Annotated in this window: 21 protein-coding genes; 4 read left to right on the top strand and 17 right to left on the bottom strand. The window is 40.6% G+C overall.

Going from position 1 to position 26,472, the window contains the following annotated elements; all coding sequences use genetic code 11:
• Positions 1-243: 243 nt before the first annotated feature.
• The 12 genes from QZT26_RS07805 to QZT26_RS07750 form a co-directional block, all read right to left on the bottom strand.
• Positions 244-1,029 carry a dynamin family protein gene (locus QZT26_RS07805; RefSeq protein ID WP_295101509.1) on the bottom strand — a complete coding sequence of 262 codons (786 nt, stop codon included), beginning with the start codon at positions 1,027-1,029 and terminating at the stop codon, positions 244-246.
• 365 nt (positions 1,030-1,394) lie between these two features.
• The gene (smc, locus tag QZT26_RS07800) at positions 1,395-5,018 is read right to left on the bottom strand and encodes a chromosome segregation protein SMC (RefSeq protein ID WP_295101507.1); all 3,624 of its coding nucleotides are present in this window, start codon (positions 5,016-5,018) and stop codon (positions 1,395-1,397) included.
• A 755-nt stretch (positions 5,019-5,773) separates the two neighbouring features.
• Positions 5,774-5,953, bottom strand: a complete 180-nt coding sequence (locus QZT26_RS07795; RefSeq protein WP_157820442.1) for a hypothetical protein — start codon at positions 5,951-5,953, stop codon at positions 5,774-5,776.
• A gap of 49 nt (positions 5,954-6,002) precedes the next feature.
• Positions 6,003-6,737 (bottom strand): anaerobic ribonucleoside-triphosphate reductase activating protein, encoded by a 735-nt coding sequence (locus QZT26_RS07790; RefSeq protein WP_099324735.1) that lies wholly within the window; start codon positions 6,735-6,737, stop codon positions 6,003-6,005.
• A 69-nt stretch (positions 6,738-6,806) separates the two neighbouring features.
• Positions 6,807-9,245, bottom strand: a complete 2,439-nt coding sequence (gene nrdD, locus QZT26_RS07785; protein ID WP_099324736.1) for an anaerobic ribonucleoside-triphosphate reductase — start codon at positions 9,243-9,245, stop codon at positions 6,807-6,809.
• 51 nt (positions 9,246-9,296) lie between these two features.
• Positions 9,297-9,767, bottom strand: a complete 471-nt coding sequence (nrdR, locus tag QZT26_RS07780) for a transcriptional regulator NrdR (protein ID WP_099324737.1) — start codon at positions 9,765-9,767, stop codon at positions 9,297-9,299.
• Positions 9,768-10,137: 370 nt separating this feature from the next.
• Positions 10,138-10,614, bottom strand: coding sequence for a cytidine/deoxycytidylate deaminase family protein (locus tag QZT26_RS07775; protein ID WP_099324738.1), 477 nt, complete (start codon positions 10,612-10,614; stop codon positions 10,138-10,140).
• Position 10,615: 1 nt separating this feature from the next.
• Positions 10,616-12,022, bottom strand: a complete 1,407-nt coding sequence (mnmE, locus tag QZT26_RS07770; protein ID WP_295101503.1) for a tRNA uridine-5-carboxymethylaminomethyl(34) synthesis GTPase MnmE — start codon at positions 12,020-12,022, stop codon at positions 10,616-10,618.
• 82 nt (positions 12,023-12,104) lie between these two features.
• A complete protein-coding gene (gene yidC / locus QZT26_RS07765) occupies positions 12,105-13,796 on the bottom strand; it encodes a membrane protein insertase YidC (RefSeq protein ID WP_164994497.1) in 1,692 nt (563 codons plus the stop codon).
• The gene (locus QZT26_RS07760; RefSeq protein ID WP_099324741.1) at positions 13,796-13,975 is read right to left on the bottom strand and encodes a Trm112 family protein; all 180 of its coding nucleotides are present in this window, start codon (positions 13,973-13,975) and stop codon (positions 13,796-13,798) included. Before QZT26_RS07760 ends, yidC begins: the two co-directional genes overlap by 1 nt.
• A 262-nt stretch (positions 13,976-14,237) precedes the next feature.
• Positions 14,238-14,975, bottom strand: a complete 738-nt coding sequence (locus QZT26_RS07755; protein WP_164994496.1) for a segregation/condensation protein A — start codon at positions 14,973-14,975, stop codon at positions 14,238-14,240.
• Positions 14,976-15,041: 66 nt separating this feature from the next.
• A complete protein-coding gene (locus QZT26_RS07750) occupies positions 15,042-15,623 on the bottom strand; it encodes a site-2 protease family protein (protein ID WP_157820444.1) in 582 nt (193 codons plus the stop codon).
• Between the two features lie 682 nt (positions 15,624-16,305).
• Between QZT26_RS07750 and QZT26_RS07745 the strand changes: the two genes are divergently transcribed.
• The 4 genes from QZT26_RS07745 to QZT26_RS07730 all read left to right on the top strand — a co-directional run bounded on the left by QZT26_RS07745 (position 16,306) and on the right by QZT26_RS07730 (position 19,270).
• Positions 16,306-16,839: a YaiI/YqxD family protein gene (locus tag QZT26_RS07745; RefSeq protein WP_295101500.1), complete on the top strand. Its 534-nt coding sequence runs from the start codon at positions 16,306-16,308 to the stop codon at positions 16,837-16,839.
• Entirely contained in the window at positions 16,832-17,101 is a 270-nt protein-coding gene (locus QZT26_RS07740) for a GIY-YIG nuclease family protein (protein WP_099327003.1), read from the top strand. The genes QZT26_RS07745 and QZT26_RS07740 overlap by 8 nt, the downstream gene beginning before the upstream one ends.
• Positions 17,098-18,882: an oligoendopeptidase F gene (gene pepF / locus QZT26_RS07735; RefSeq protein WP_164994495.1), complete on the top strand. Its 1,785-nt coding sequence runs from the start codon at positions 17,098-17,100 to the stop codon at positions 18,880-18,882. The genes QZT26_RS07740 and pepF overlap by 4 nt, the downstream gene beginning before the upstream one ends.
• Before the next feature lie 175 nt (positions 18,883-19,057).
• Positions 19,058-19,270 (top strand): DUF3820 family protein, encoded by a 213-nt coding sequence (locus tag QZT26_RS07730; RefSeq protein ID WP_099324750.1) that lies wholly within the window; start codon positions 19,058-19,060, stop codon positions 19,268-19,270.
• A gap of 267 nt (positions 19,271-19,537) precedes the next feature.
• Here QZT26_RS07730 and QZT26_RS07725 read toward each other — a convergent pair whose 3' ends face one another.
• The 5 genes from QZT26_RS07725 to QZT26_RS07705 all read right to left on the bottom strand — a co-directional run bounded on the left by QZT26_RS07725 (position 19,538) and on the right by QZT26_RS07705 (position 26,000).
• Positions 19,538-20,515: a radical SAM/SPASM domain-containing protein gene (locus QZT26_RS07725; RefSeq protein ID WP_169703396.1), complete on the bottom strand. Its 978-nt coding sequence runs from the start codon at positions 20,513-20,515 to the stop codon at positions 19,538-19,540.
• Positions 20,499-21,290, bottom strand: coding sequence for a glycosyltransferase family 2 protein (locus QZT26_RS07720; RefSeq protein WP_295101495.1), 792 nt, complete (start codon positions 21,288-21,290; stop codon positions 20,499-20,501). Before QZT26_RS07720 ends, QZT26_RS07725 begins: the two co-directional genes overlap by 17 nt.
• Before the next feature lie 343 nt (positions 21,291-21,633).
• Positions 21,634-24,138, bottom strand: a complete 2,505-nt coding sequence (gene gyrA / locus QZT26_RS07715) for a DNA gyrase subunit A (RefSeq protein WP_295101493.1) — start codon at positions 24,136-24,138, stop codon at positions 21,634-21,636.
• Positions 24,139-24,149: 11 nt separating this feature from the next.
• Positions 24,150-24,803 (bottom strand): MBL fold metallo-hydrolase, encoded by a 654-nt coding sequence (locus QZT26_RS07710; protein ID WP_099324753.1) that lies wholly within the window; start codon positions 24,801-24,803, stop codon positions 24,150-24,152.
• A 6-nt stretch (positions 24,804-24,809) separates the two neighbouring features.
• A complete protein-coding gene (locus QZT26_RS07705; protein ID WP_099324754.1) occupies positions 24,810-26,000 on the bottom strand; it encodes a nucleoside-diphosphate kinase in 1,191 nt (396 codons plus the stop codon).
• Positions 26,001-26,472: the final 472 nt, after the last annotated feature.

The following is a 26,472-nucleotide window of genomic DNA, read 5'->3' as shown; positions in this document are numbered from 1 at the left end:
TTTCTTGACCTTCCCATCCTCACGGTACGATTCCCGCAGAAGGGTAGATCGATAGATTTTTTTACCGGATTTTGACTTGTTCTCTACAATATGCATGTCCACCATTGTACAGATAACAACCATTATCCGTCAAGTATATTGTCGGATAATAACAATATATTAGTGACTACATATTTATTAAAAATACAGCCTTAACAAACTATGTATTAAGCACTTATGCGTTTTGGCAGGGGTGAACATCCGTTACAAAAGACCACTCTGTAAAAGCTGAACGTCATTGTTGATTATTTTTGCCTTCAGTGCTTCTCTGGCAGAAATAGGCCAGATTTTATGCACGGCAAACCCCATCTCCTCTAACACCTGTTTATTAAAGGCGACTATTTCCTCCATCTCGTTCGAAGTCAGATTATCAATCTTGTTTAACACGAAGAATATCTTCTGTGTGGAATCTTTGATGGTATCAAGGAGTTCCTTTTCCACCTGTGAGATGGGAACATCAGCGCTCATAAGGAACAATGCGGCATCAAGGTGGTCTAAAAATCCATACGTCGTTTCCGTGTTATGCAGAAAGGTTGATCCCACTCCCGGGGTATCGACCAGCATCATCCCCGCTTCAAGAAAAGGTGACGGATATTCAATGATAGCGCATCGCACTCTGCGTACATTTCCTGGATTTTCCTTTTCAGTAACATACCGAGGTAATTCCTCCACACTAATTTCCCTTTCACTACCATCTTCCATGAAAATTATACATCTGATTTCCTGGCTAAACCTCAGGATCGTCACAATAGAAGTTAATTGGACTACCGATGATGGGAGGACTTCTTTGCCAATTAAACTGTTGATAAGAGTCGTTTTGCCTCTTTTAAACTGTCCTAAAACCACCAGATTAAAGCTGTTTGTTACCAACCGTTTCCTGACCATAGCAAGCAGGCCGTCTCCAATCCCAGCATCATTTTTTGACAAGTCCTCTATATTTTCAATTACACTCAATATTTCTTTCTTATGTTCTACAAATTCATCTAACATGAAACTTCAAATCCTCCGGAAAAACAAACGTAGCTGTTCATCTACTTAATTGAATTAATTAGGTCTTCGGCGACTTTTAACTAAATAAACAAAACGGGGAAACACATGCAATGTGTCTCTACAAAAACTTTGAAATTCCTATACGTAAATTTAACATAAAAACCCCTGCCAAAACCATTCGTTTGACAGGGGTTTTTCAAAATAAAAAAACTCCTGCCAGAGGAAATCTTTGACAGGAGTTATTAGCTACAATAGCAGCGATTAAGCGAACTCCATCGCATATATATTTGTTTTTATTTCAACAACTGCGGGTAATGATACTCACTCCTTCATCTGTTGTCAAACACATTTTGCCATTCTGCGTATTAAGCAACCTTTTTCTCAATCTCATCAAACTTCACGGCAATCTTTTTTGATACCCCTGGTTCCTGCATCGTGATGCCATAAAGCACATCCGCAATGCTCATAGTAACTTTATTATGCGTAATCATGAGAAACTGCGTGTCTCTGGTAAACTCTTTAATAATAAGACTGAACCTGTTGATGTTGCTTTCATCCAGGGCGGCGTCCACCTCGTCGAGGATGCAAAAGGGGCTTGGTTTTGTCTGAAATACCGAAAACAGCAACGCCACGGTGATCATCACTTTCTCTCCCCCGGAAAGGAGCGTGATTGAACGAAGTTCTTTGTTGGGTGGCTGCGCAACTATTTCAATTCCCGCTTCGAGGATATCAACGTTCTCCTCCAAAATTATATCTGCTTTTCCTCCGCCAAACAGCTTCCGGAACATCATTTGAAAATTTTCACGGATTTCATGGAAGGTTTTTTCAAAAGATTCACGGCTCGTATGATTAATTTTTTTTATCAGATTCAGCAGACTCGTATGCGACTTTTCAAGATCCTCCTTTTGGGTGAGGAGAAAACCCTCCCGGCTTTCAAGGTCTTCCTGTTCCGCAATGGCTTCCAGATTCACATTGCCCAAACGCTCCACTTTTCCTTGTAATTCTTCTATTTCAACAGAAACCGCTTCCCAAAATTCCTCAGGTGAAACGTCGGACTGAGCTTGCTTCTCCTTCAAACTGCTGAGTTCCTGCTCAATTTCTTCACGGTTACTGTGTAGTTCGGAAATTTCAAGTTTATATTCTTCTCTTATCCGTTCCTCAAGATTGGTTATACGGATATTATATTCATTTTCTTTAAATCGCAATTCCTGAAGATGCTGTTCTACACTCCCATATTCTGCCTGGTTTCCTTCCAGGGATGTACGTAATTCCGCGGCATGATAATCATTTCTTTCTATTTCTGCACTCAGATTTTCCGTCCTTTCATCAATAACAATTTTTTCTGATTGAAGCGCCTCAATGTGTTGTTCCGTATTTTTGATTTCTATTTCCGCATCAAATATTTTCTGCTGACAATTTTTATGCTCATCTGCTATATCCCGAACCTGTTCTTCCATTTCCTGCAGGTCTGCGGAAAGTTTGTTTAACGTCTCTGCCAGACTGTCTTTTTTCTCTTCTTTCTGTGCAAGCATCACCTTTAAAGACATAATTTCTTCCTGCATTTCCTTCCTTATAACTTCCTTTTCTTTAACAAGCATCGATGTCTCTTCGATTTGTTCTTTTAATGCTTCATGGCGTTGATTGAGGACTTCCAATCTTTCCCTCAATAAAATTTCGCGTTCATGGGTGTTTTCTATTTCGCCGTTTATTTCGTCTGATTCCTCTTCGTTCATCTTTTCTTCTGCCAGAAGTTCTTCCTGTTTTTGTCTGTTTTGCGAAAGTTCATTTTCCTTTGACATTTTCAGTAAATTCAACTGTTCTATCTTTACCGCCAATTGGGCAGTTTTCTCTTCAAGCCCGGTCAGTTCGCCCACATACGTATACTTTTCCCCCTCAAGCCTCTCCAGTTCCTCCTGTATACGGAGCAATTCATCTTCAATTTTCTCCAATTCACTTCTTCGGGAAATAATGCCTACCTGCCCCTGCTTTCTGCCGCCGCTGATTGTCCCGTCCAATTCAAACAACTCTCCATTCAGTGTTACACAGCGAACATTGATGCCTTGGCTATTCAGCCACATTGCAGCTTCAAGATTTTCAACAACAAGGACATTGCCCAAAAATCCCTCTATTACCTCCCGAATATCTTCCCTGCAATTAACAAGACGGCTTGCAACGCTAATGACATTTGGTTTTTGTAAAATTTCCTCATTGCGAGAAGATTGCCCATGCATACGGTCTAATGGGAAAAAAATGGCATTTCCTTTTTGATGTTCCAGTAGAAAGGCAAGCGCCTCTATTGCATTTTGCGTGGTGCTCACAACAATGCCTTGCACCTTATCTCCCAATGCAGCTTCAATGGCAAGAGCATACTGCAAATCCACCTTCAGCATATCCACAATCATGCCTTGTATACCTTTCAAAACAGAATCTGTTTTCTGCGATTCTCCAACGATACATTTTGCCCCTGAATCAATACCCTCTGCGCGAACCTCATAGTCCATCAGTACTTCATGTCGCGATTTTTTACTGCTTTGCAATTGTTTTTTTAGGTTAATTTGGTCTTCTAAGGAACGGATTGTGTTAATAATTTCTTGTATACGGCCTTTTGAAGCGAATAAATTGCTTTCTAAAATATCATACTCTATCGTAATAGTATTTTTTTCATCTGCAACGGTCTCATATCTCGATTTCAACATATTCAGAGATGAAGCAATTTCGTCCTGCCTTTTTTGAAGCCTCATCACTCTCCCCATCAATGTTTCTTTTTCCATAGTCAAACTGCCGATTTCATTCTGTACGCCAGATTCTTTTTGCAGTGTAGCAATAACCTCCGCCTTTTTTTCTTCCATGCCCTGATACAAAATATCGCATTCAAGGTTTATTTGTTTACTTGAAATTTCTTTATTCTGATGGTCGTTTTGTACCGTTCCTATATCCCGCGTCAATACGTGTAGCATTTCCTCAGATTTTAAAATAGTGTTTTTTGTTTCGCCTATCTTATTTTCCAATGTCTTTTGCTGTTCCAAGAGTCTTTCGCGCCGGGTTTTTAATTCTTTAATACGTTCGGTATTATATTTTATTTTATCCTCGTCTTTTGATATTTGCGACTCAAGACTCATTTTTTCCGTCTGTAATGCCGCTGATTGCAGTTCCAATTGTTCCAAGGCCTCTTCAACTTCATCTATTTGTAATTTAAGAGTATCTATAATAGTGGTTACTTTTTGTCTTTGTTCTTCTATTTGTTTTATTTGTTCAGAAACAGACGCCTTATTGTCACCAAGCTCTCTGTAATTTTTAAGCGAAAGTCCTACCTTTAGTTTTTTTAATTGTTCTCTGTACTCCTGATATCTTCTAGCCTTCAATGCCTGAACTTTTATGGAACGAAGCTGCTTTTGTAGCTCCTCAACAATGTCGCCTATTCGTAACAAATTTTGTTCCACATGTTCTAATTTAGACAAAGCAGCTTTTTTCTGTAATTTGAATCTGCTGATACCTGCGGCCTCTTCAAACAATGCACGCCTTTCGTGAGCATTCGCTCTGAGTAACGCATCGACATTCCCTTGTTCAATCACAGAATACGCATTTGAACCAAAGCCTGTATCTACAAAAAGTTCGCGTATGTCTTTTAATCTGCTGGTTTGCTTATTAATAAGATATTCAGATTCTCCGGAAGCATACAGCCTGCGCGTAATACACACTTCAGTATATTCCAGAGGCAATAGTCCCTTATTGTTCAAAATAGTCAACGATACTTCCGCATAACCAAGAGAGGGCCTTTTTTCGGTGCCATTAAAAATAACATCCGACATTTCATTGCCTCTCAACGATTTAACGCTTTGTTCGCCAAGCACCCATTTAACAGCATCCACTATATTACTCTTGCCGCATCCATTGGGACCGACAATTACATTTATGCCGTCCTCAAAAACAACTTCGGTTTTTTCGGCAAACGATTTAAATCCGAACAATTCCAGCTTCTTTAATTTCATAACTCTGCGCTACTTTTTTTAATTAGGTTGGGTTTTAAAAAACAAAACCCCGACGGTTTTTATTTTACCTACCCCTCGATCCTCTCCCGGGAGGTGACATCCAAAGTTCTCCTCATTGACAGGACAAGCGTATTGCATTTCATGTCATAAAACCATGCAAGGATACATGGCCTACCATAGGGGCCGCATTGGGTTTGTTAATTGCTTAACTAAAAAGATTGAAATTCCTTAACATCAAATTCTGCCATCTTTGGCAACGACTTTTTAAGGTTCCGCTCCAAAAAAAGAGGACAGGTTGTATGTAAAGACTTTTCTACCTGCCCTAAACCCCCTTCCATGAGGGGACAGCTAAAATTCCCCTCTCGAGAGGGATAGGAATATGTTTATTAATTGATTTGTTAAAAAGATTAAAACTTCTTGTGCTAAATTAATCTTTTGGCTAACAGAGACGCGAGGCATTTACATCTCTACAGACTCGATGCTATTCTGGAATTTTGAAAACCTTCATTCCGTAGCCCACGATTTACTGTTAAAAACGGGCGGGGAGAGGCGGAACACATGATCCTTTAGTTGGCTAATTAATGACAAAGAAGGACGTTCCGATAGAATCGAAACGCCCTTCCCCCATTACACATAGATTGGTCCCATACCAATAAAAATACGTATGCAAAACTGTCTCGTTCCTAATAACCTGTATACATAAATACTTTTGAATACATGTGTCTGCTAAAATATAAATAACATTAAACTGGCTATTACTTTTTCGCCTTCTTTGCAGCAGGCTTGGCTTTTGCTTTTGTCGTCGTCTTCGCTTTTTCTGTTGTTGTCTTTGCTTTTGTTGCGGTTTTTGCTTTTGTCGTTTTGGTGCCAACACTCTTTGTAGCTGTTTTTTTTGCTCCTGTTTTTGCGGAAGTACCACACTTCTTTACCGGCATTAAATATCACCCCCTCTCATAGATTATTGGGACCAACGGTATAATGAACCTACCAATTTCTCGATAAAACTTTTCCTTCATCTCCCCGGACACAGCAATAATTAACATATTTGCCTGCCACCATTGCAAATTCCCTGAGCATTTCAAAAGAATAGGGCTTTTCATTTAACATATCCGTATTCAAACAATGATTCGGTTTAAAGGACTGTATGATATATCGTTCTGCACCCCTTATGGACATTGAGATATCCTCGATATCATATTGATCCAATTGTGAAGGACAGACCGTAGTACGGAATTCATACTCAATGCCACTCTCCATAATAATATGAATACTATTTACAATATCCTCTACATTACAGGGAGTTCCAGCTATTTCTTCATACTTATTTTTACGAAGAGGCGCTTTTACATCCATTGCAATACAATCCAAAAGGTCTTTTTCGATTAAATCTTTCAATGCATAAGGATTCGTTCCGTTTGTATCTAAGCGCACCAGAACACCAATATCCTTGAATATTTTCAGCAATTCGCCTAATTCCTTATACATGGTGGGTTCTCCGCCCGAAACAACAACGCCATCTATCCACCCAAAACTTTGCTGTAGTTTTTTCGTTACTGACTCCAAAGGTATTGATTCTAATTTATTCGGGGTTTGCACCAAATGCGGGGCATGACAATAATGGCAGAGAAAATTGCACGTTGGCAGAAAAATGATGGAGGCAATCTTTCCTTCCCACTCTAAGAGACTATTTTCAATAAAACCTTTAATTGGTATATTCATTCAAAAAATCTAAATAAAAATTTGAAAAACATCACCACTACCGCTGCCATGTTAAATAAAGCTCGTATTCTAACTTTTTGCCGCACAAGATTCTACAGAAGCACTCTTGCCCGTAAAAATATCCTCTACACGATAATTGCCCTTATGCCTGTCCGCCAATTCACTTATTTTAGATTTGTTCCAATTATTTATACGGCTGAAATAGCCTACGATTCTTGTTATACCATAAACATTTCTCGACCCGCAATAGCCGCAAATATCCGTAAGTTTTTTTGTGACTTTTTTACAATCGTTGCAAATGGTGAACTCGGGAGATATGGTAACCTGAGCAGCCTGTGTATTCTTAAATGTTTTTTTCACGAGATTCAAAATGCTGGAGGCCGGCGGCCTTTCTTCTCCTACAAATGCATGTATTATTGCACCAGATTCAATCATCGTGTGAAATTTACTCTGAAGGTATATTCTGGTAATCATATCTACCGGGGCATCCGGGCGAAGATGTATGCTATTGGTATAATACAAGCCGTCCCTTTCGTCATTTCCTTTTACAACGTCCGCCGCTTCAGGGAAATTTCGCATATCCACCTTTGCCAATCTTCTACTTGCACTTTCGGCGGGAGATTCTTCCAAAGAAAACTTCAACTTATGCTTTTTCCCTGCTTCCTTCACACGCGTATACATGTGGGAAACCACGCGCAAACCCTGGCGGATCATATCATCGCCTTCATGTAATTCTTTTCCCGTCATAAACTGCAAACATTCATTTAACCCAATAATGCCAACAATATATGTTGACGCCTCAAGATCTACGTATGGACGACCATCTTTTGCTTTCTTTCCAATTTCCCAAAGAGGCATTTCCGGTCCCGACATTAGTTTGCTGATAAATTTCTTTTTTTGAAGATGCGCCTTTACCGCAATTTCAATTGCTTTATCAATCTCTTTGTAAAGCGCATCCCAATTACCTTTTCCCGCCTTATAGGAGGCCTGGGGCAGGTTAATCGTTATATTTTGAAAGCCGCAAAAACGCATGCTTTCAGGATGTTTGATCATATAATTATCATCAATTGTAGTACGTAAACGGCAGCATGCAGAGAGGGTTATCTCATCCCTGTCAAATACAAAGTATGGTACGCCATTCTCACTGGCAATCTGACAGGCATATTCCAAAAGCTCATATTGTTTCGGATCTTTAAACGATTCTTCATTTATGTGAAAATCACATTTAGGAAACGCAAAGACATGGCCATAGCAATCCCCTTCCCTCCAAACATCCAACATCGCCAGAGTAAACCTCCTCGCCGTTTCCGCATACTCTCCATAAGTTTTTCCCGTCGGTTTCCCACCAGGACCTATAGCGGGTATATCTTTTAAATAACCGGGAATGCCTGTGTGTATATTAAAGTCAAGAAATAACGTCTGCCCCCCCCTGGAAAAAGCGCTCTGCGAACAGCTAAATATGAGGTGTTGTGCCTCCTGCTTCATTTCCTGATGGCTCATCCCTTCAAGGTAAGGAGCATACATAATATTAATATACCCCACACCTAACGCCCCGGCATAATATGCCTGCATGGAAGCCAGGAATGTATTTAAATGGCCTGTCAATGTACGCGCGTGCTTCGCTGGCGCTGAATCGGTATCTAAATTCTCAAGCGACAATCCATATTTTTTTAAATACTCTAAAGAATGAGAAGAGCAATATACTCTGGTCGGATATCCAAGGTCATGAAGATGTACCATCCCACTTAGATGTGCCTCAGAGACCTCTTTGGAAAAAACCTCCTGAAGCGCGTATTGTTTTAAAGTGTTTTCTGCAATTGCAAGATTTATTGCTTCCGGATTATTAGTGGCAATGTTGCTGTTTTCCTTATTTTTTGACAGTATTAACTCATCGAGATCATATTTGGGCATACCAAGCACGGCCTGTTTTTCCAGTTTTTTACTGTATCCACGCTCAAACAATTCATTATCCACCAGCTCCCGGATTAAAGACGTTGAAATACGGTTCAACCCTGAAGAAAACACCCTTTGCTCCACTACGCTTGCAATTTCTTCAGCAACCTCTCCGGAGATATCCGCCTCCTTTTCCAGCGCTACGGCGACTTTTCTTTTATCCCAGGGAAAAGTTTCGTCCTTTGTCTCCGTATCGACCATGAGAGAAACATCTGTAGTATCCACTCTTTTCTGGGATTGCTTTCTTACCCTCAGCGAATCACGAATTCTTGCCCTTTTGTCTCTATATATAATGTAAGCCTTCGCTGTTTTCGCATGCCCCGTCTCAATAAGTACCTTTTCCACCACGTCCTGGATATTTTCTATGCCCGGGGGATTTCCATTGTATTTCTTCGCCAAAAACATAGAAACCACTACAGCCAGTTCTTCTGCCAAAGCACGATCATTACCCCCAACAGCCTGCGCCGCCTTAAAAATCGCATCAGCAATCTTTTTTTCAACAAAAGGAGCTGTCCTTCCGTCTCGTTTTACGACATACTCTATCATATTACCCATATCTTTCCGTACCTCCTAACAGGTTTAATACTATAACTTGTAGTTGTTCTTTCATCGCATCTTCTTCTTGGTTCCCTGCATAAACGGTTTTAGCTCATCTATAAATTCCGAAATATCTTTAAATTCCCTGTATACAGAAGCAAAACGAACATAAGCAACCATATCAAGAATCCTTAATTTCTGCATTACCAGAGAACCAATAAAGTTTGCATTTACTTCACGGTCGAATTTGCTATATATTTCGCGCTCTATTTCATCAACGATATTTTCTATTATATCGGTAGAGACAGGCCGCTTCTCACACGCTTTCAGCAAACCATTAAATACTTTTTTCCGATCATACATCTCGCGCCGTCCATCTTTCTTAACGACACGCAATGGATTTTCTTCAACTCGCTCGTATGTAGTATATCGACGACCGCAGTCCAAACACTCCCGCCTGCGCTTAATACTTAGACCATCCGCTGTTGTACGAGAATTAATCACTTTGTCATTATCCGCTTTACAAAACAAGCATTGCATGCGCCCTTAACCTAACATGGAGAAGCCAGAACCAAACAAGCACGAAACACGAAAGACGCGCTCGTTTGGAATATAAAATCATTTTATCATTAGAATTCGTTTCGTATCCAGTATTTCGGGTTTCACTATTAAATATTTTAACAAAAACCGTTAAAGAAATTACTGATAAGGTACCAAAAACACATTTATAGCTATATATGTTAGTCTGAAGTATATATCATACAAGATATATGATGTCAAGAAGATTTACCAAAAAACCTGCTTTATTGATTTTCAAGCAAAAATAATTCAACGTTTTTACTGTATTATTGAGTTTAACACGTATACTATCGAGGACAAAAACTTTTTATTTTTGAAAGGCGTTTTGTTACTATTTTTCATCGCCCACAACAGGTTCTTCAAGCCCTGCAAAGTCAACCGGGACATTTGCCATATGAAGTATTTCTTTTGCAAGGGCATCGGGGTAATCGGAAATGGCAACAATACGCTTTATTCCGGCATTCACCAGCATTTTAGCGCACAAAGAACATGGACAGGTTGTGCTATACAAGGTTGCTCCCGAAATTTTTATTCCGTAGCGCGCTGCTTGTATAAGAGCATTCATTTCAGCATGAAGCCCCCGGCATAATTCGTGGCGTTCGCCAGGCGGCACTCTTAATTGTTCCCGCAAACAGCCAATTTCCAGACAGTGCTGAAGCCCGCTTGGCGCTCCATTGTAACCTGTGGCTAGAATATGTTTTTCCAAAACAAGAACAGCACCTACCTGTCTGCGCAGGCATGTTGACCGCCGCGCAACTTCTTTTGTAATCCTCAAAAAATATTCGTCCCATGAAGGCCTCTCGCGCATTTCACTTCCCAATACAAAATTCCTGAAATATTTTATCTAAAATATCCTCTGTCGTAATTTCACCTACTACTTCACCAAGAATGTCCACTGCCATTCTCAGGTCCATGGCAATAAATTCATCGCTCATAGTATCTCTGAAAGACGCTATCGCCTGTTCTATTCGTTCGTACGACCGTTGCATGGCATCTTTTTGATAAACATTGAAAAAATGAAGTGTGTTTGATCGTTCTATCTGCCCGGCCAAAACTTTATCAAACATAAGTGTCTTTAATCTCTCCAATCCCTCGCCGGTTAATGCAGAAACATACACAACAGGATATTTTTTTACTTCTTCCGGCAGTTCAAAGGAGGAACAATCCGGCATTAAATCGCGCTTGTTGACCACCACAATTACATTATTGGCAACCTCACTATGATTTATTTCCAATGATTGGATATCCATTTTTTCATTACCGGCAAAAACAAGCAATAACAGATGTGCATTTTTCAAGGCACCTTGAGCTTTTTCTCTTGCTTGTAAAAAAACAGGTTCTCTCGCTTCATCGAAACCCGCTATATCTGTTAATTTAAAACACATGCTCCCTATTTCCAAAACTCCGGTAACCATATCCCGCGTAGTCCCTGGTCTGTCACTGACAATAGCTCTTTTCTCCCCCAGCAGCGCGTTAATCAAACTCGATTTTCCCACATTCGGTTTGCCATATAGTACCGTGCGGATTTCTTCAGAAGATATTTTATCCGCCGGCGGCTTATTCATTAGATTAACAATATCATTTCTAATCTCTTCCATTTTGTTTATCATTTCCACCCGGGATATTAATTCAATGTCCTGGTCTGAAAAGTCAATGGACGTTTCAACATACGTACAAAGGAAGGTTATTTTGTTTTGAATATCTTTAATTCGCTGAGAAGCATTTCCTGACAATTGCAAAATTGCCAAATCGAGTTCTGAATCTGATTGCGAACGAATGAGGTTTTTTATCGCTTCCGCCTGCGCAAGATCTATCCGTCCGTGCAAAAATGCTCGTTTTGTAAATTCTCCCGGCCGCGAAAGCCGCAAACCGTCTTTTAATCCTGCTTTTTTTTGTAAAATATATTGCAGAATCATTTCTCCGATTGGCCTGCCGCCCAAGGTGTGAATCTCCACGATATCTTCTTTTGTATAGGAATGTGGCTGCCTCATCACATATAAAACAGCAGGAATTTTTAATGACTCCGCAGGCAAACAAATACATCCTTTTATAGAAATAAATGTTTGTACGTTTTCTAGTTTTATATTAGCGGAAGGAACAAATATTTCATGGATCGAGGGAATTGCTTCTGATCCGCTTACCCTGATCACTGCGTGAAAGGATCTGCCTGCTGGCGTTGCTACGGTAAGAATGGTATCCTGTACTTCACGAAACATATAACGTCACGGTTATCTTAGGGATATTTTTTGCCTGTTGAATATTTAGCTATGGGAGCGCAAAAAAAAAGGGAGGCTCACACTAAACTATTTTTATTTTTTTAATAGATTTTCTAATGAATAGGCTTTCAACGATGCTGAATATAGTGCTTGTTGTCCAATAAAGGGTAAGTCCTGAAGGCATTTTATATAAAATGAACGCAAACATAATTGGCATAAATGACATCATTTTTTGCTGCGCCTGAGCCTGTGGGTCAGTGGCTGGAGATTTCGGCGTTAATTTCATCTGAACAAAGGAAGCGCCTGTCATTATTATCGGCAGGATATTCAGGGTATTACCGAGAAAAGGAATGGTAAACGGCAAATACATCAGTGTGTCGGGCATGGAAAGATCATTTATCCAAAAAACAAAAGGAGCCTGCCTCATTTCAAAAGAGAGCTGCAGTGTTCTGAACAGTGCAAAAAAAACAGGCAATTGCAATATCATTGGCAAACAGCCGCTCATTGGATTTACACCATATTTTTTAAACAACAACACCTGTTCCTGGCCTATTTTTTGCTTATTGTTTTTATATTTTTCCTTGAGCTGGTTAATCAGCGGTTGCAACTGTTGCATCCTAAACATGGAAACCTGGCTTTTTCTCGTTAACGGAAACAAAAGAGCCTTGATAATTATCGTTAATACTATGATGGAAATGCCATAATTGGGAATTACGTTATGAACAGCATTTAAAAAACCAAGGAGCAGTTTGCTTATGACATTTAACCACCCATAACTTATGATAGCATCCATGGTGCCATACTGACCCAAAACCTCTTCTTTCTTCGGGCCTACAAAATAGAGATATCCATGTCTGACGGACGTATGCGGAGCTATGTGTATTCTCCCCGTCTGCAAGCTGACCATAAAATCACCCTGTTCCGCCTTTTCCTCTGAAGGCATACCTTGCATATCAAATGCCTGAAGATGAACAGATGCTACCCATTCACTGGAAGCAGGCTTCAACACTGTGGCAAAATACTTATTCGTTGAACCCGCCCAAACAATGCCACGAGACTCATTTTTGGCAGGAAACCCTTTCGGTGCGGTGGATACTAATTTAATTTTATGGTTCCCCATATCGATGCCGACAAGCCCTGCAATATCTGTCGAAATTACGCCTTCGTGCGTAATCATGGAGGAGGCAATGATATCGTATGCTAAAGAAATTTCAGCGTCTGTATTGTTTTCCAATACAATTTCCATATCCACTTGGTATTTACCATCCGGTATGGAAACGGTCTTGATAAGATTAAGTCCGCTTTCCAGGCTTGTGCTAAACGAAATCCTTCCCTTGCTTCTATCCGTTATCCTGTATCTCTGTCTTTGGAAATCTGCCTTTTGATATATATAGCTTATGGCGAGGGGGCGATATTCCGTATCAGCATCTTTTATTAATTCTAAAGTATCTTTCGAATCCTGACTTTTAAAATCCTTTAGTTTAACCGATTTGAGCGCCGCACCGTCATTTATCCACACTGTTCTAATACATTCATTTTCAATCACCACTTCTTCTTCATGTATGTCCATCTCACGCAAAGTTTCCTGAGAAGGCAGCAACGCAGGAGTGACCGTCCTTATTTCATTTTTTGTTTCGAGGCGTCGTTTTTCGGCAGAGAGTTCCTCTTGTGTTACCTTCTCTGTTTTTGGAGATAGCAAAGGCAGTATAATGGGATAGTATAATAACATTATTACCCCGCAAATGATTAATGCAATCAGCGATTTTCTATCCATTAAGATTCCTTCTCTTTCGTTTCTGGCAACGCTGCTTCATCTATAAGCATAACCGGTATATCATCTTTTACAGGATACCTTCGCCCGCATTGCACACAAATAATCCTGTCGCCCTCCAGTCGAACATCTGTTTTGCACAGCGGGCATGCGAGTATTTCCAACAATTCCTTAGAAACCATAACCTATTATCTCCAAATGACATTTCAATGCCAAAAACATTTTTTTAAATACTTTTTAAGCAGCCGCAGCCAAAAATAAAACTCACATTTATGTCCGCGTGTTTATTTTTAGGCGGTAATACCTGCCTTACGAGACAAACAAAGAAGCAAAGATACTAACAAACTAACGAATTAAATTCAAATTAAAACTATGTATGCCAATGTTATAGGATACGATTGCACAAAAAAGAGGTGAAAAAGTGGCGAGTTAAAGTATTTGTAATTAATTGTATAAAGATATTTGTACGTCGGAGTAATTTAGCGGCTGTTCTATTCTTACCTTATTCTGCCTTACCAGTTCTAATAGCGCCAAAAAAAAACCAATGATGCGACGTCTTTCTCTTATCCCTTCAAAAAGCGCAAAAAAAGAAACAGGGGCGCTCTGTTGAACACGCAATAGAACGGCCTCCATATAATCCTTTACCGGGGTATCGTCGTAAACAATTGTTCTGCCCTGAACATCAAACAATGTTTGACTCATCAGGTCTGAAAATTTTTGCAACAAATCCCAAAGGCTCACCCCTTCCAGAGGAATTTTCTCTTCGTTTTCTGTCGCTGTTTCTAAGGGATTTTCATAATATAACCGTTTCCATTTTCTGCCCCAATGATCCGCTTTATGAGACAAGACGATAGAAGTTTCCTTGTATTTTTTATATTCTAACAATTGTTTTACCAAAGAAGTCCTTGGATCTTCAATTTCATCTTCATCTTTCATTTCGGTCTTTGGAAGGAGCATATACGATTTTATATACATTAACGTTGCGGCCATTATCAAAAAATCGCCGATATTGTTCATGTCAAGCGTCTGCAATGCATCTACATAGTGCAAATAGTGCTCTGTAATCCTGGAAATAGGAATGTCATAAATATTTACCTCATCCTTTTTAATCAAATAAAGGAGCAGATCTACAGGTCCGTTATAAATGTCTAAATCTACTTTATAATTATCCGCTATTTCCATAAAGCTTATCCTGCTAAAAGTCCTGCATTTTTCTCTGGCGCTTCAAAAAAAAGGCTATCATCCCTTTTAAGATAACCCTGAGAAAAGCTTCAGGAAGTATTTTATCGGCGGGCCAAGCACCAGGCTAAGAATAGACACCCCAGTAAAATTTCCCATTACAATAAGCCCTAACAGGATAAAGGGTCCGTAACGTTCTATTTCTTTGTATCGGACGGATAGACGATACGGCAATAAACCTTCCAGGATATGTGAACCGTCAAGAGGAAAAATTGGGATCATATTAAAAAATGCCAATGACAGGTTTACGACAATCATCGTGATTAATAAGTTAAATATCATCGTGGAGAGATTTGACGGCAGGGGAATATTGCGCAACAGTTGAAATACCATGCCAAATAAAAATGCCGAAATGAAATTAGATGCAGGGCCTGCAAATGAAACAATCATGTTATCCCTGCGTGGAGTTCTAAAATTATTGGGATTTATGGGAACGGGTTTGCCCCATCCAAAACCTGCAAAAACAAAACATAACGCACCCATAATATCAATATGGGCAAGCGGGTTTAACGTTAATCTGCCTTGTAGTCTTGCTGTTGGGTCACCACACCTGTTTGCCGTCCAACCATGAAAAAATTCATGTATTGTCAACGCATAAAGGATTGCTGGTATTGTTATGATTAAATTGTTTATATTAAAAATCGCTCTGTCCCTATTATTAAAATTTTAAAAAATATAAAAAATATTAACACAATAAAAATATGTTGTCAAGCTAGCAGAACAATTTGATTTATGCAAATTTTCTTTTCTTTTAGCACAAATAGGCGTATAAATTTTAATTGCATTGCATATGTGTAGTGAAAGCCGAATATAAAGAAACATATGCGAAATTATACCAAAAGCACCCGAAGGCGTACAAACATAACCCGGTCTCTCATCAAATGTGTTGTATGTGGCCAACGGTTATACCACAAGACATCATTGAAGATACCAAACAGATACTTGATAGAGAAAATGGCCGGATTTTATTAGGGAACCGAAAGGAAAAACGAAGCGAAACAATTAACAGAAAGGGTAAAAAAGTGAGGGGAAACAGGGGATTGTGTTTTTCTAAAACAATTTTTTAGAAACCTGTTAAATAATATTTGCTGAATGCTTCTTGTCTTCGTAAACTGTTAAAGAAATCGCGGCACAAGGATTCTTGAAAACCTGAGAGGAAAAACGGTTGTTCATTAAGAGATTTTTCGGTTCAGCCCTGGCGAAAGCGGCAATCTTACGGCCACTTCATTGCTACCTGTTATACAGCGTGCATTATAACCTGAGAGGGCGTTAAATGCAGATACTCGTCGATGCTGATGCGTTTCCAGGTGTGATAGCGGATATCCTATTCCGGGCAGTTGAGCGCGTTCGCATTCCGTTGCTTCTGGTCTCAAATAAGCATCTGAAGGTTCCTCAATCTATGTACATTTCAAGTATTACGGTATCTGCAGGTTTTGATGTGGCAGATAATCGTATCGTTGCGATGGCTCAACAGGGCGATCTGGTTATCACTGCTGATATACCACTTGCATACCGTGTTGTTGAGAAGGGAGCATATGCGATTGACCCGAGAGGCGATCTCTACACGGAAGCAAACATAAAACTGCGGCTGGCCATGCGCAATCTCCTGGATGAACTCCGGGCCGGCGGTATGATTACCGGAGGCCCATCTTCGTTTGGACGGAAAGACATTCAGTCGTTTGCCTGCCAACTGGACCGTTTTCTGACAAAACATTGTAAGAGTTGCAGGTGCATAACAATGGCATGCATGCGGTCGCTTCATGCTTCGCGCCGATTATGCTTACGTGAGAAATTTAAAAATGAATAATTGGTTTTTGTATTTGATACGATGTAAACATGGAAGATTATATACAGGCATTACCACCGATGTGGAAAGAAGATTTGCAGAACACTCAAGTGATGATAAAAAAGGATCAAAATACTTAAGAGGGAAGGCACCTTTAACGCTGGTTTTGAAAAAGAAGATTGGAAGCAGGAGTATTGCATTAAAGATGGAAGCAAGGGTAAAAAAATTACCAAAAATAAAAAAGGAAATGTTCGTGGAGGGTAAAATCCAAATAAATATATGAACAAAAATAAAACACGGAATCAAATAGAAGACAAATACAAATGGGATTTGTCTGTTTTGTATGCATCGGATGATTGTTGGGAGAAAGACTACCGGAAGGTGGAAAAAGGACTTCCTCAACTCATGGCGTTTAAAGGTGCTCTTGCCGATTCCGGCAAACTCGGGCAGTTCATGCAGTTATACATTGATCATTCTGTCGTAAGAGAAAATTTACATGTGTATGCGCATGTACGCTTTTTTGAAGATACCCGGAATGCCGTGTATGAAGAGATGAAGGGCCGTATTGAACTGCTTGTTTCAAAGATTTCTGCAGAAACTGTTTTTATAAAAAAAGAGCTGTCGTCTTTATCGCTTGATGATATCGATACGATGATTCACGAAAATTCTCAGCTTGCAGGGTATCGCTTCTTTTTGAAAAGCTATGCCCGATACAAACCGCACATCCTTTCGGAGGAAACGGAAATTGCTTTAGCAGAACTGAAAATTGCCTTAAAAAAGCCTGATGATGCTTTTTTGGCCTTTCATGATAACAATATTTTATTCGGGGAATTTGAACACAAGGGAGAAAAAATCCACCTCTCTCATGCAAAATATGCCCAACTATTAGAATCTCCTGACCGGGATCTCCGGCAAAAGGTGTTTGATTATTATTACCGGCCTTTCCGTCAGAATATTGATGTACTGGCAAATATCTATGCTGCAAACGTACTTGCAAACATTAAGCTGGCGAAGGTACGCAACTATGCGTCAATGCTGGAAATGTCCCTGTTTCCCGATTATGTGCCAAACAAGGTATTCAGCAATCTCGTTGAAGTTGCAAAAGAAAATATTGATGTGATTAGCGAGTTCAATGCACTGAAACAGGAAGAACTCGGCATAGAAGCATTACACTTCTATGATAATTATGTGCCCCTGGTTGGTGAAACTGCTAAAAAATATTCTTATGAAGAGGCGCGTACTCTGGTTCGTACTGCACTTGAACCGCTTGGGGCTGAATATCTCAGGAAGTACGACGCTACCGTTAGTGCACGGGTAATTGATGTTTTTGAATCTCCCGGCAAAAGATCAGGGGCATTCTCATGGGGGAGTTATGCGAGCCGGGGATTAATTTTCTTAAATTACACGGAAAAGTTTTCGGATGTTTCAACATTTGCACATGAATTCGGCCACTGCCTGCATCGGGATTATTCCATTGAAAATCAACCATACATTTATTATCAGAATCCCATCTTTCTGGCAGAGATAGCCTCTACATTCAATGAAGCGCTGTTATTTGATCATATGTCAAAGATTGCCGAAACCCGCGAGGAGAAGAAATTTTATCTGTATCATAATATGAAACGTATAGAGGCAACCTTCTATAGACAGACCATGTTCGCAAATTTTGAAAAAGATATTCACGAGATGGCAGAATCCGGCAAGGTGCTGACCTCGAAAAGCATAACCGGCATTTACCTGAAAAATCTTGAAACCTATCTGGGTAAGGGAATGGTTATTGATGTGCAATTAAACTACGAGTGGGCTAGAATTCCTCATTTTTACAATGCCTTTTATGTCTACAAATATGCTACCAGTTTGTCCGCGGCAATAGCTTTGTCTGAACGCGTAACCTCCGGTGAAAAAGGCGCCGTCGAAGACTATCTGACATTTCTGGGAGCAGGATCACACAAAGAACCGCTTGAAATCCTGAAAGACGCCGGGGTTGACCTTACCGGAAAAGAAGCATATGAAGTGACGGTTTACAAATTCAGGAAATTACTGAAAGAATACAAATCATTATAAGGGGTGTGATTTGTAGTGGCAAGGCGTACCTTGCTACTACAAGGAAAATGTTTTATTCCTGTTATATAATTGGCACACGTGAATATCTTTTTCAAAAAACCAAATTGTTACGAAGCCTCTAAAATCAAGCATGGTGTCCCCGGAATTCTCTAAACATTTTGGAAAGAAGAACAATATGTTTCCCGATAAAGAGTACCTTTTAAAGGTAGTGAAGGCACGCATGCCTTTTGGCAAATACAAAGGACGATTGTTGATAGATTTGCCTGAAGCTTATATTGTATGGTTTGCCCAACAGGGATTTCCGAAAGGTGAATTGGGCAATATGCTTGAATGCGTTTACGAAATCAAGCTTAACGGACTGGAATATTTATTGAATCCACTGCGATAATGTAATATGTGCAAATTGGGTGGGGTGAGATTCTCTCTTCTTCATGGATTAAGCGACAGAGAATCCACCGTTTCATTATTATTTGGTGGATTCGGTGGGAAAAAGCCGCACCTTAATCCACCCGACACGTTTTAAACACCAAATGAAACAACACTGCCTTAGCAAGCATGTATATTAACCCTGACAGGGTTTGGAACCCTGTCAGGGTTGTTTCTTTCATTTTCAACGGTAGAAACAGATTTAAAAAGTTGTTTCTTTTCCAATCAATCAGAAACTATGCAGATATCCCGTGCTTTTACATATATGGCAGACAGTGTTTTTCTTGTTTTTACTGCCCAGAATTTCTTTTCTGGCAGAAACGTACATTTCGTTATTCCATATTTGCGCAAAAGATTCCCTGTGAATATTGCCAAACGCAAATGTCTCGCTATAGACGGCGCAACAGGGCAGTACTGAGCCGTCCCAATTAATAACGGTTTCCGTCCAGGGAAGTGTGCAGGAGATTCGTTTTTTCTTTTTCTCAGGACAAACTAAAAATTTCCGGTTCCCGGGTATCCAGTCGGCATCTCTTTCCAGCGCATCTTGTATTGTTTCAAAGATTTCCTTTCCCATATCAGGCCTCATCTTGTTTATTTTAATCTGGATGCCAATCCCTTTTGCCATTTTCTGCGCCTGCTCTCTCTCGTGTTCGTTCTGTTTAAAAACATGAAATAACCATACCAGTTTCGTCCTGCAGCCGTGCATTTCCTTTTTCTTTTGAACAAGGCGTTTCATATTTTCTGTTACCAAACCAAAATCTCCGCCAACATGATATTTGAGGTACGTTTCCTTACTTGCGCCATTACAGGAAATATACAACACCTTTAGTCCCGCGCGTAACAGTTCCTCAACATCTTTGTCCTCCAGTTTCAGCGAAAGGTTTGTGCTTATTTTCACATCAATCCCATACTTTCGGGCATAGTGGATCATTGGCAGCAGATCTTTATTTAAAAGAGGTTCTCCCCAGTTATATAACCGGATCAGCCTGAGGTATCTGCCGATTTCATCGAGGATTTTTTTGTACAATTCAAGGGGAATAAATCCCTTTTTGGCGCTGCTGTCATGCTGTCCGGTAGGGCACAGGGGACAACGCAAATTGCACACATTGCCGGATTCAATGGTAATTTTTGATGGGAAATACGGTAGGTTTGTCCTGCCAAGGAAAGTATAGATGCGGGATAAAATGGAATTAGACAGTTTTTTCATTTTGTTTTTTTTCTCTGCCATTCCCGTGCGTACGTTCCCAAAGTTTTACGTATTTAACAAATATGTAAAAAGCGTTTGTAATTGCAAGGATGAAGCCGGGCAGTCCATCCAAAAACCCTCTCTTTAATATGTATACTTTAATAAACTTGTACAGCGGCCTGAAGATGAGCTGAAACAAACTAAAGTTTTTGTTTCGTTCTATCATAATACCGGAAAAAATATCCGAGTAATTATCCATCGTCTTTAATTGGTGGGAAAGATTCCGGTAGTTAAAATGATATAAGTCGTGTTTCATATACTGTGTTTTTCCTTCGACACTTACCCTTCCATGCGGATTTGTACCCTGCCACCTTCCACGTCCTCTTTTGAAGAGACGTAATTGATAATCAGGATACCAGTCGCCATGAAATATCCAGCGTCCCAGGTAACTGCTTCGTCTGGGGGAAAAAAACCCGTCTGCCGTATCACGACTCTTGAGAACATTTTGTATTTCTTTTGTAAGTTCAGGCGATAATCTCTCATCGGCGTCAAGGCAAAGCAGCCAGTCTTTCGTTGCCAGCCCTATCGTATGGTTCTTCTGGTCGATATTCCCGCCCCATGCACGCCGATAAACACGTTCCGTATATTCTTTGCATATATCTACCGTTTTATCCGTGCTGAAAGAATCCACCACGATGATTTCGTCTGCCCATTTGACGCTTTCAAGGCAATCACGAATTCTAGATTCTTCATTAAAAGTAATGATACAGACAGAGACAGAGTACGTTCGGGTCATTTTTCTTTATGCTATATAGAGGGGGTTATGAACGATATGAAGCTGCGCTACTATTTTGTGAAAGCGCTCGTTTCCAAAGCTCAAGCTTGGGAACGTAATGGCACTGGAAACTACATTAGCGGGTTCAAGCCTTCGGCGGTTTTTTTAAGAGAATACCGCACCGCAGAACAAGGAATATTGAACATTAAAGTAAAATACTTCATCATTCTATATTACTTGTTCTATATTCAATATTCGGTATTCCCGCCCGGGTATTTCTGTAAAATTCCCAAACAGGAATTTGGGAATACTCAGGGTAAATACTTAAAGGCAATCTTCAAACAACTAAAATGTTACGTATTATTTATTTCTCTTTCTCTTCCTGTTCCTGTTCCTGTTCCTGTTCCGGGATATCATTTTCAGTTTCTAAATCCTCCAGGGCTGGATTTTCTTCGGGAATTACGCGGGCTACCGAGATTAATTTATCTGATTTACCAATATCAAAAAGTTTGACGCCCTGGGTATTTCTTCCGATAACCCGAATCGTATTTACCGGAGTTCTTATAACCTTCCCCCCCTTTGTTATCATGATCAATTCATCGGTTTCTCTGACGTCAAGCAGCCCAACCACTTTCCCGTTTCTTTCAGTAGTTTTAATATTGATAACTCCCTGGCCTCCTCTGTTTTTCGCCGAATACTCTTCAAAATTCGTTCGCTTGCCAAAGCCATTTTCACAGATGGTCATAAGTGATGACTCATCATCGACAACAACCATGCCGCATACTTTATCACCATTTTTAAGCTTTATACCCTTTACTCCGCGCGAAACACGTCCAACCGATCTTACGTCTTCCTCCGAAAAACGCACCGCCTTCCCCTGTTCAGTTCCGAGTATGAGGTCTTGTTTTCCGTTGGTTAATTTTACCCCGATTAATGTGTCGCCCTCATCGAGGTTAATTGCTATAATACCGCCCTTTTTCGGATTGCCATACGCCTTGAGCACGGTCTTTTTGATAATGCCGTGGCTGGTTGCCATGACCAATTGCCTATCGTCAAAATTGCGGACAGGAATGAAGGAGGTTACGTTTTCTCCTTCTTTTAATTCCAGCAGGTTAATGAGCGCCCTTCCTTTTGTAATTTTACCCATTTGAGGAACATCATAAACCTTCAGCCAGTACACCTTGCCCTGATCCGTAAAAAAGAGGATATAGTCATGGGTTGATGCTACAAACAGGTGTTCGGCAAAATCCCCTTCCTTCATTTCCGCCCCGATAACTCCCTTCCCGCCACGCTGTTGTTTACGATAGGCGCTTAATGGCAGCCGCTTTATATAGCCTTCATGGCTGATAATGACCGTTACATTTTCTTCCGTAATAAGGTCTTCTCTCTCTAAATCGCCCACGGCGCCTACAATTTCCGTCCGGCGTTTGTCGCCAAATTGTTCTTTTATTTCCGCAACGTCTTTTTTTATAATATCCAACACTAACTTTTCATTTGCCAATATCGACTGGTATTCTTTTATATCCGCACACAGTTTTTCATATTCGGCGTCAATTTTTCCCTGCTCAAGACCTGTAAGCCTTTGCAGTCTCATATCCAGGATAGCGTTCGCCTGTATTTCCGAGAGAGAAAACGTAGAGATAAGCCCTCTTCGCGCCGCATCTACGGTATCCGAGGTTTTAATCAGTTCAATTACCCGGTCTATATTATTTAAGGCTATTTTTAAGCCTTCAAGCACATGCGCCCTGTTCTGTGCTTTTTCCAGTAAAAACCTTGTTCTTTTAACAATAACAACTTTTCTATGTTCAATGTAACATATCAGCATTTGTTTCAGATTAAGTGTTTCCGGACGATTGTCCACCAGCGCAATCATAATAATGCTGAAAGTGTCCTGCAGTTTTGTGTGTTTATACAATTGGTTTAAAACTACCTCTTCATCTTCTCCCTTTTTCAGGTCGATTACCAGGCGGCTTCCGTGTCTGTCGCTTTCGTTTCGGACATCAGAAATCCCCTTGAGCAGTTCTTCTCGAACAAGGAGGGCGATACGTTCCAAAATATTATCTCTGTTGAGTTGGTAGGGGATTTCCGTTACGACAATGCTCTTTCTTCCGGTTTTTGACGTTTCAACATGTGCCTTCGCCCGTACGATTATCGTTCCCCTGCCGGTTTTGTACCCTTCCTTAATCCCGCTTGTTCCGCAAATTTGCGCTCCTGTAGGAAAATCGGGGCCTGTGATCACCGTCATCAATTCTTCTATGGTGACTTCGGGGTTGTCAATAACCATGGCAATGCCGTCACATATTTCATTTGTATTATGCGGCGGGATGCTTGTTGCCATGCCAACGGCAATGCCGGAACAGCCATTGCAAAGCAGGTTGGGAAATTTTGACGGCAGCACAACCGGTTCTGTGCGGGTATCATCGTAGTTGGGGGTATAATCCACCGTTCTCTTTTCAAGGTCCTCCATGATCGTGATTGTCACGTCCGTCATGCGTGCTTCTGTGTATCGCATTGCGGCAGGTGGGTCCCCGTCAATTGAGCCAAAATTCCCCTGTCCCTGAATTAGGGGGTAGCGGTAATTAAAATCCTGCGCCATACGGACGAGGGTGGGGTACACTACCTGTTCGCCATGGGGATGGTAGTTTCCTGTAGTATCTCCGGCAATTTTGGCGCATTTTCTGAATTTTGCACGCGGGCTGAGGTTAAGATCGTTCATGGCAACGAGAATGCGCCTCTGGGAAGGCTTTAATCCGTCTCTGGCGTCCGGAAGGGCCCGGCTCATGATAACGCTCATGGCATAGCTGAGATACGAATCCTTCATTTCTTCTTCAATGAACAAATCTTTTATATTTTCTTTTCTTTCGGTCATCTGCTACTTTCTTACTGGAGAAAAGGATTATGTTGTTTCTCTTCTGCCAATGTGGTAGAGGGTCCATGTCCAGGATAGATGATTGTTTTTTCATCAAGGACAAGTAATTTATTTTTAATCGATTGTATAAGCGTTTCCTGGCTGCAACCCGGAAAATCCGTGCGGCCTATTCCGTTTTTAAAAAGACTGTCTCCGGAAAACAATACGGGAGGTTGCCCCTTTTCCGGATCTTTACGATAAAGGCATATTCCACCTGGTGTGTGGCCCGGGGTGTGAATTACTTCAAAAATGCATTTACCGGCAGAGATGGTATCACCCTCTTTCAGTGTACGGTCTGCATATGGAGACCGCACGGTTGCACCGCCATAAAAAGCGGCAAGGATCGAGAGGTTTTTCGCAGGGTAAGGCAGCATGTCATGGTCTTTTTCATGAACGCAAATCTGCAATTCAGGAAAGGCCTCTTTCAATGAGGCGTTTGCCCCAATATGATCTCCATGTCCATGGGTAATTACGACATGTTTCGGGAGCAGTTTCAATGCATTAATAAATGCAATAATTTTTTCCGGGTCGGCGCCAGGGTCAACAATCAACGCTTCAGCAGAAACATCATACACAATATAAGTACATACCTGCAATGGACCTACCGTTATCTTTCTGATAATCATTTTTGATTATTTATTGCTTAAATAATCTTCTATCAGCGTCTTTAGTTCCTTCACGCTTTCGCTTTTCCACAACCCGATAATCTTTCTTTCCCGTTCCGCATTCTCCACAGAATCCGAGGCATGGGCGGCATTTTTCATGATATCCTCCCCATAGATTCTGCGCACCTTGCCCGGCTCGCCTTTTTTCGAGTCGGTAGGCCCCAAAATATTTCTTATTTCATTGATTGCATTCGGCCCGCGATACAAAAGGGCAAGGCAGCGGGCGGTACCGGGATTTTTTTTCTCCGCTTCTGTTGCCTTTGCCACGTCCAGTCCCGTCATGTAATGCACAATTTTATTGAATTCGTGTTTTGCATTTATCCCTTTTAACTGCTCTGTTAATTGCGTTGCATGTTCATTAATCGTCACATCCGGGATTTCAAAAGAGAAAATGGACTTGAGACCTTCTCTAAGCTGCGCCGCAATTTTCTCGGGTTTGGGCTTTAGCTTTTCTTCAAATATGCCCACCAGCGGACCGTAAAACTCTTCCGCCTGGGCGATGCTCATCGACAACAATTTTATGCCCACGATAAACAAACCCGTTCTCGAAAACATATCAATGATATTGCCAGGTAACGGGCTTTGCTTCTCAAAAGGTTTTAATATTACCAATGTTGTTTCCGGCTTTGCCCCTTCGGAAAATGAAACAATATTTTCCAGAATTCCGCCGTCGTTTGTTAAATAATCCGTAAATAATTTCAATTGTTTTTTGTTAGAGTTATGGTCGGCGGCAGTCAAAACCGCAGGTTCAAAATACTCAACCGTACCGTCAGAACGTTCTATGTAATCGCCAAAACTGCCGCGGATAGTATGCCCCTGAAAACTTGAAATAGGGCCAATTACATCGTCTTTTAATTTTTTAATGGCATTATGTCCTTTAAAGAACAGCAGCACCGCCCTGTTGGTAATGCCAAACTTGTTTCCCTTTCTCAGGCTGCTGTTAATATAATTAATCATAACCTCTTTCCACGAGGACTTTCCTTCCTGTTCACCGATGGTTTCGCAATATTTCTCAACAAACTCATCGCCAGGAGCAAACATTGTCGCCCCGATAACTTCAAGATTTGATAATGAGAGCAACCGGCCCAAAATACCACCCGTGCGACTCTTTAAAAGACTGTAAGGCGTTATTAACGCATAGGTTAATTCTTCTTCCATAGTGGCGTATATTCTCCGACAACAAGTAATGAATCAAAGTATTATAAAAGGCTAAATGATAACACAATAAGGATATTTGGTCAAATACTTTCAATCGTACGGATAGAGACACAAAATAAGGGGTTTTGTGTCGTTGACTCACAGTATATGAGGTGATACACTTTTATGACTGCAACTTTTTTACAAAACTACGTAGGGGCGAAGCATTTGCCTGCATAGGGAAGGGAAGGAAGGGTTAAATGCTGCACATGCATCAACCTTGTTATGGGGAACGTGTTATACACTGTACGCAGGCAAATGCTTCGCCCCCGGTCTGTAATGTTTTCGAAAATAGATTTGTTTACCTAGTGTCTGAACGAAAACGCTGTAAGCCTTGAAATACGTGGTAAAGGAGGTTGAAAGTATCTGCATGAAGGGTTGAAAGTATAGTGAGTAGATGTTAAACTTAGGGCGTAGAATAAGGGAAGCGAGG

The sequence above is a fragment of the uncultured Candidatus Kuenenia sp. genome, assembly GCF_900696675.1.
Lineage (GTDB): Bacteria > Planctomycetota > Brocadiia > Brocadiales > Brocadiaceae > Kuenenia > Kuenenia stuttgartiensis_A.
This window is presented reverse-complemented; position numbering and strand designations above follow the sequence as displayed.

Bases quoted from the DNA above. Each gene is read 5' to 3' on its own strand.
- QZT26_RS07805 (WP_295101509.1), bottom strand. From the start codon at position 1,029: ATGTTAGATGAATTTGTAGAACATAAGAAAGAAATATTGAGTGTAATT.
- smc (WP_295101507.1), bottom strand. From the start codon at position 5,018: ATGAAATTAAAGAAGCTGGAATTGTTCGGATTTAAATCGTTTGCCGAA.
- QZT26_RS07795 (WP_157820442.1), bottom strand. From the start codon at position 5,953: ATGCCGGTAAAGAAGTGTGGTACTTCCGCAAAAACAGGAGCAAAAAAA.
- QZT26_RS07790 (WP_099324735.1), bottom strand. From the start codon at position 6,737: ATGAATATACCAATTAAAGGTTTTATTGAAAATAGTCTCTTAGAGTGG.
- nrdD (WP_099324736.1), bottom strand. From the start codon at position 9,245: ATGGGTAATATGATAGAGTATGTCGTAAAACGAGACGGAAGGACAGCT.
- nrdR (WP_099324737.1), bottom strand. From the start codon at position 9,767: ATGCAATGCTTGTTTTGTAAAGCGGATAATGACAAAGTGATTAATTCT.
- QZT26_RS07775 (WP_099324738.1), bottom strand. From the start codon at position 10,614: ATGCGCGAGAGGCCTTCATGGGACGAATATTTTTTGAGGATTACAAAA.
- mnmE (WP_295101503.1), bottom strand. From the start codon at position 12,022: ATGTTTCGTGAAGTACAGGATACCATTCTTACCGTAGCAACGCCAGCA.
- yidC (WP_164994497.1), bottom strand. From the start codon at position 13,796: ATGGATAGAAAATCGCTGATTGCATTAATCATTTGCGGGGTAATAATG.
- QZT26_RS07760 (WP_099324741.1), bottom strand. From the start codon at position 13,975: ATGGTTTCTAAGGAATTGTTGGAAATACTCGCATGCCCGCTGTGCAAA.
- QZT26_RS07755 (WP_164994496.1), bottom strand. From the start codon at position 14,975: ATGGAAATAGCGGATAATTATAAAGTAGATTTAGACATTTATAACGGA.
- QZT26_RS07745 (WP_295101500.1), top strand. From the start codon at position 16,306: ATGCAGATACTCGTCGATGCTGATGCGTTTCCAGGTGTGATAGCGGAT.
- QZT26_RS07740 (WP_099327003.1), top strand. From the start codon at position 16,832: ATGAATAATTGGTTTTTGTATTTGATACGATGTAAACATGGAAGATTA.
- pepF (WP_164994495.1), top strand. From the start codon at position 17,098: ATGAACAAAAATAAAACACGGAATCAAATAGAAGACAAATACAAATGG.
- QZT26_RS07730 (WP_099324750.1), top strand. From the start codon at position 19,058: ATGTTTCCCGATAAAGAGTACCTTTTAAAGGTAGTGAAGGCACGCATG.
- QZT26_RS07725 (WP_169703396.1), bottom strand. From the start codon at position 20,515: ATGAAAAAACTGTCTAATTCCATTTTATCCCGCATCTATACTTTCCTT.
- QZT26_RS07720 (WP_295101495.1), bottom strand. From the start codon at position 21,290: ATGACCCGAACGTACTCTGTCTCTGTCTGTATCATTACTTTTAATGAA.
- gyrA (WP_295101493.1), bottom strand. From the start codon at position 24,138: ATGACCGAAAGAAAAGAAAATATAAAAGATTTGTTCATTGAAGAAGAA.
- QZT26_RS07710 (WP_099324753.1), bottom strand. From the start codon at position 24,803: ATGATTATCAGAAAGATAACGGTAGGTCCATTGCAGGTATGTACTTAT.
- QZT26_RS07705 (WP_099324754.1), bottom strand. From the start codon at position 26,000: ATGGAAGAAGAATTAACCTATGCGTTAATAACGCCTTACAGTCTTTTA.